This is a genomic window from Mesorhizobium sp. M7A.F.Ca.CA.003.01.2.1, from assembly GCF_003998945.1.
Lineage (GTDB): Bacteria > Pseudomonadota > Alphaproteobacteria > Rhizobiales > Rhizobiaceae > Mesorhizobium > Mesorhizobium ciceri.
Map to the genome: position 1 here is coordinate 1 of NZ_RZRA01000352.1, position 5,191 is coordinate 5,191.

Genomic DNA, 5,191 nt, shown 5'->3' on the forward strand with positions numbered 1-5,191 from the left:
CACCTACACACAGAAGACCGCGATGTTCGGCGGCTCGGCGCGGTTGGGTTTCACCCGGGAGATGGGCGCCTTCTATCTGCAGCCGACAGTGCAGTTCGACGCGCGCTGGCTGCGTGTCTCAGGCACGGAGGAGGGTTCGGTCGCCGCCTTCAACTTCGATGGCTCGGCCAACACCTACTATTCTGCAACCCCTGCAATCGAGATCGGCACCGACATCGCGCTCAGCGACATTGCCAGCCTTCGCGTCTACGGCAAGGCCGGGGCGGAGTTTTCCAACAAGGAGTGGGAAATCGAAGGTCGCTTCGCGGCGGCGGAGAATCTGCCTGGCAACCCCGCATTGCACTTGACGGAGGCCGTCGATTCGCCGCTCTATCGGGTCGGCGCCGGCCTTGAACTGAATGGCGTCAATGGCGTCGGCATGTCCGTCAGATATAATGGCGCCTTCGGCGAAACGGTTAAACAGAACGCGATCAGCGCGTCTCTCAAGGTCAGCTTCTAGCTGGCCCGAGGCGGAGCCGGGCGGGAGGGGTCTTGATGAGGAAGTTCGCGTATTTCGTGGCGATGCTGGGTGTTGCCTGCACCGTCGGTGTGCCGGCCGCGGCGGCGCAAACCAAGAGCGACAAGGCGGTCGCGGCACCGGCTGCCGCCGATGCGCCGCAGTTGCCCGGTGGCGCGTCGGCACTGTCCGAAACCCACGGCGACTGGACGGTCAATTGCCAGATATCAGGCGCGACCAAAACCTGCAGCCTGTCGCATCAGCAATTCAACAAGCAAAACAATCAGCGCCTGCTGGCGATCGAGCTGTCGAGCAAGACCGGCGAGGATGCCACGGGAACGCTTGCGCTGCCGTTCGGCCTGGCGCTGGCCAAGGGGGTGAGCCTGACCATCGACGATCAGAAGCTGGACGGCAGCCTGGCGTTCAACACCTGCCAGGTCGTCGGCTGTCTGGTGCCGGTGATGTTCGATGCGACTGTCACGCCGCTGCTGAAATCAGGCACCACGCTGAAGATCGACGCTTTCGCGGCAGACACCGGACAAGCGGTGAGCTTTTCCATTCCGCTCAACGGCTTCGCCGGCGCACTTGCCCGAACCGCGGAGCTTTTGACCAATTGATGTGAGCCGCAGGACTTAAAGCGCGCGCCGCCTGAACGCAGTCTCGCGGCAGGGCGGTGCGTCACTGCAGCAGAACATTTTTCAGTCAAACGACGATTGTTTTAAGCCGTTCGGCGATCAGGGCGGCAAGCCGAGCCGCCACTTCGTCCTTGCTCATCTCCGGCCATTCCTCGACACCGGCCTTTGACACGATCCGCACCCGGTTGCGATCGCCGCCCATCACGCCCGAAGAGCCGACGCCGCTTCCCTGCGACACGTCGTTGGCAACGATGAGATCGGCGCCTTTCTTCTTGAGCTTGGCCTCGGCGTTGCGCAGGAGATCCTGTGTCTCGGCGGCGAAGCCGATAACCAGGCCGGGTCGCTGGCTGTGATGGCCGACGCCGGCGAGAATGTCGGGATTCTCGACCATGCGCAGCACCGGCGGCCCTTCGCCCGCGACCTTCTTGATCTTCTCACCGGCCGAGTTCTCGGTGCGCCAGTCGGCCACGGCGGCGACGAACACCGCCGCATCTGCGGGCAAGAGCCGTTCCACCGCGTCGCGCATCTCCTGCGCACGCTCGACGTGAATGGTCTTCACTCCGGGGGGATCGGCGATGCCGACAGGGCCGGAGACGAGGCGCACATCGGCGCCGAGCCTGGCCAGTGCTGCCGCGATGGCATGGCCCTGCTTGCCGGACGAGCGGTTGGCGATGTAGCGCACCGGGTCGATCGGCTCATGGGTCGGGCCGGAGGTGACGATGATCTTGCGCGCCGACAGCGGCCTGGGGCCGACATCGAGCAGCGCCTCGACCGCAGCAACGATCTCCAGCGGCTCGGCCATGCGGCCTTCGCCCGCCTCATTGCTTTCGGCCATCTCGCCCCTGGCCGGACCGACGAAGGTGACGCCGTCCTTCTGCAGCGTCGCGCGGTTGCGGCGGGTGGCCGGATGCGCCCACATTCTGGGGTTCATGGCCGGCGCCATCAGCACCGGCTTGTCGGTGGCGACAAGCACGGTGGAGGCCAGATCGTTGGCGTGGCCGTTTGCGAGCTTCGCCATCAGGTCGGCGGTGGCGGGCGCCACCACCAGCAGATCGGCCTCGCGCGACAGCCTGATATGGCCGACATCGTGTTCGTCATTGCGGTCGAACAGCTCGGTGAAAACATGGTCGGCGGAGAGCGCGCCGACCGACAGCGTGGTGACGAATTCCTGCGCGGCCGATGTCATGACCACCCGAACCGCGGCCCCGCGCTCGCGCAGCCGGCGGATCAGATCCAGCGCTTTGTAGGCGGCGATGCCGCCGCCGATGATGAGCAGGATGCGCTTGCCGGAGAGGCTCATGCACCCTCCCAAGGATTGACTATGCTGATACCGCAATCGGAAAAGTCAGCAACGTTTCTAGTCACCACCGCAAAGCCCCGCGAGCGAGCAACCGAGGCGATCTGTGCGTCAAATTCGCGTATAGGACGTCCCAGAAATCGTCTGTTCGAAACAATCTCCGCGTATGCTTCGGCTTCGCGGTCACCGAACGCGAGCACTGGGGTCTTGAGCCATTTGGTGAAAAAGGCCCCGATGACACTACCCAGTGCAGCCTTACGCGTTCCGTCCGGCATGTTCGCAAGCCCAACGAGCAGCTCTGCCTTGGTCATCGCCGTGACATATGAGCGGGTCGCGAGCGAGCTATCCATCCAGGTAGCCACCCCTGCATCCGGCCGTGGTTTGAAGGTTTCCGAGATAACATTCGTATCCAGCACGAACATGGTTAGTCAAATTTCAGTGGCTCGCGCGTAGGGCCGCGCTCCGGCAACTCGACATCGAAACCGCCATGGGGCTCAACCAGCCTACGAATCGCGGCATAGAGTGACTCTCCCCGAGGGTCTTGGTCCACACCGTCCGAAAGAACACTCTTGGCAAGAACGCTACGCGCTTCCTCTTCCATTGAGACTCCCCTCACGGCAGCTCGCTCACGCAGTTTCTGCTTCACGTTGGTGTCGAGATTGCGGATGGTAAGTGTGCTCATGTTTTTGCTCCTTACCTCAACCTAGTCCATGAAAGCGTTGCTTTCAATGATAGCAATGCCGGCACTGCTGTCACCGAGAACTCAGATCATCTTCCAGGCGATATAGACCAGCGTCACGGCAATCACCCAGAGTGCCCAGCGGCCGGAACGGCTGTAGCGCGCCTCGGCCTTGCCGATGGCGTGGGCGGTGGTCTCGTCGAAGCGCAGGCCGTGCTCGGCCATCAGGTCGATCTCGCGCGACAGCCGGTCAGTGCGCGCCGCAAGCTCGGGCACCTGGCGGGCCAGCGTCAGCAGCGCCTTGGCGCCATCGCGCGCATCCATCATCATGCCACGCGGCCCAAGATTGCCTGATATCCAGTCGCCGACCACCGGCTCGGCAGTCTTCCACATGTTGAAGGCCGGGTCGAGCGTGCGCGCCACGCCCTCCACCACCACCATGGTCTTCTGCAGCAGGATCAGTTCGGGCCGCGTCGCCATGTCGAAGAGCTCGGTAACCTCGAACAGCAGCGTCAGAAGCTTGGCCATCGAGATGGTCTCGGCCGGCTGGCCATGGATCGGCTCGCCGATCGCCCGGATCGCCTGCGCGAAGGCCGCGACATTGTGCTGGCGCGGCACATAGCCGGCCTCGAAATGGACCTCAGCGACGCGCAGATAGTCGCGCGTGATGAAGCCGTAGAGGATTTCGGCGAGGAAGCGGCGCTCCTTCTTGCCGAGCCGGCCGGCAATGCCGAGATCGACGGCAACGATGGTGCCGTTCGCCTCGACGAACAAATTGCCCGGATGCATGTCGGCGTGGAAAAATCCGTCGCGCAGCGTGTGGCGCAGGAACGACTGGATCAGGTTTGTGGCGATGGTTTTCAGATCGTGGCCCGCCGCGACCAGTCCGGCAATGTCGTTCATCTTGACGCCGTCGACCCACTCCATGGTCAACACGTCGCGGCCGGTACGCTCCCAGTCGACGGACGGCACGCGAAAGCCGGGGTCGTGCCTGGTGCTTTCACCGAGCTCCGAGAGGGCCGCCGCCTCGAGGCGAAGATCCATCTCGATCTTGGTGGTCTGAGCCAGCGTCTGGGTGACCTCGACCGGCCGCAGCCGGCGGGACGAGGGGATGTATTTCTCCTGCAGGCGAGCGGCAAGGAAATAGCTTTCAAGATCCTGGAAGAAGCGGCGGCGCACGCCGGGCCGGATCACCTTGACCGCCACCTTGGTGGCAACGCCGTCATGCATGGCATCGGCGGCATGGACCTGGGCGATGGAGGCGGCGGCGACCGGATCGCCGAATTGAGCGTAGAGATCGCCGACTTTGCGCCCGAGCGAGGCTTCGATGGCCGCTATGGCTTCGGCCTTCGGAAAGGTGTGCATCTTGTCCTGCAACATGGCGAGATCGAGCGCCATGTCGTTGCCGACGACGTCGGGCCGCGTCGCCAGGAACTGGCCGAGCTTTACATAGGAGGGGCCGAGCCGGACGACCGCCTTGGCCAGCCGGTCGCTGCGCTCATAGGCCAGCGCGCGGCGGCGCGTGAACAGCCGTGCCATCCGCCAGCCGAACTTCGGCAGGCCGGACAGTTCCTCACCCGGCAGAGCGGCGACGACACCCTCGCGGACCAGCACCCAGCCGGCCCTTACGAGCCGGAATCCTGCACTGACATTGCTCATGGCAGCGCCAACCCTGCCGGCTCTTTGAACCGGCATAGCACGCGTCGATTGTGAGAAATGCGGTCCGGCCTCAAAGCTTCCAGCCCGAATGAAGTGCTGCAATACCGCCGGAATAGTTGCGGAAGGAAACGCGGTGGAAGCCGGCGCGGGAAATCATCGTCGCGAAATTCTGCTGGTTGGGAAACCTGGCGATCGATTCGACCAGATAGGAATAGGGCTCGCCGTCGCCGGTGACCATCTTGCCGATCTTTGGAATGGCGTTGAACGACCAGGCTTCATAGGCCTTGTCGAGCAGCGGCATCTCGACCTCGGAAAATTCCAGGCACAGGAAGCGCCCACCGGGCTTCAGCACGCGAAACGCTTCGCCCAAGGCCACCTCGATGCGCGGTACGTTGCGGATGCCGAAAGCGATGGTATAGGCATCG

7 protein-coding genes are annotated in these 5,191 nt (G+C 63.7%); 2 read left to right on the top strand and 5 right to left on the bottom strand.

Annotation, left to right across the window (positions count from 1 at the left end; translation table 11 throughout):
- Both EN969_RS15800 and EN969_RS15805 read left to right on the top strand, forming a co-directional pair.
- Window positions 1-499, top strand: a 499-nt coding sequence (locus EN969_RS15800) for an autotransporter domain-containing protein (RefSeq protein ID WP_164758279.1), incomplete at its 5' end; no start/stop codon positions are given.
- A gap of 35 nt (window positions 500-534) precedes the next feature.
- Complete coding sequence (locus EN969_RS15805) at window positions 535-1,113, top strand: invasion associated locus B family protein (protein WP_063168994.1); 579 nt, start codon at window positions 535-537, stop codon at window positions 1,111-1,113.
- Window positions 1,114-1,198: 85 nt separating this feature from the next.
- Here the strand turns inward: EN969_RS15805 and coaBC are convergent, their stop codons facing one another.
- The 5 genes from coaBC to EN969_RS15830 all read right to left on the bottom strand — a co-directional run.
- On the bottom strand, window positions 1,199-2,431 hold the full coding sequence (coaBC, locus tag EN969_RS15810) for a bifunctional phosphopantothenoylcysteine decarboxylase/phosphopantothenate--cysteine ligase CoaBC (protein WP_063168993.1): 1,233 nt from the start codon (window positions 2,429-2,431) through the stop codon (window positions 1,199-1,201).
- Window positions 2,428-2,850 carry a type II toxin-antitoxin system VapC family toxin gene (locus EN969_RS15815; protein ID WP_024502801.1) on the bottom strand — a complete coding sequence of 141 codons (423 nt, stop codon included), beginning with the start codon at window positions 2,848-2,850 and terminating at the stop codon, window positions 2,428-2,430. The genes coaBC and EN969_RS15815 overlap by 4 nt, the downstream gene beginning before the upstream one ends.
- 2 nt (window positions 2,851-2,852) lie before the next feature.
- A complete protein-coding gene (locus EN969_RS15820) occupies window positions 2,853-3,110 on the bottom strand; it encodes a plasmid stability protein (protein ID WP_013529622.1) in 258 nt (85 codons plus the stop codon).
- Between the two features lie 81 nt (window positions 3,111-3,191).
- The gene (gene ubiB, locus EN969_RS15825) at window positions 3,192-4,766 is read right to left on the bottom strand and encodes a 2-polyprenylphenol 6-hydroxylase (RefSeq protein ID WP_063168992.1); all 1,575 of its coding nucleotides are present in this window, start codon (window positions 4,764-4,766) and stop codon (window positions 3,192-3,194) included.
- A 70-nt stretch (window positions 4,767-4,836) separates the two neighbouring features.
- The coding region (locus tag EN969_RS15830) for a class I SAM-dependent methyltransferase (protein ID WP_164758280.1) at window positions 4,837-5,191 on the bottom strand (355 nt) is incomplete at its 5' end.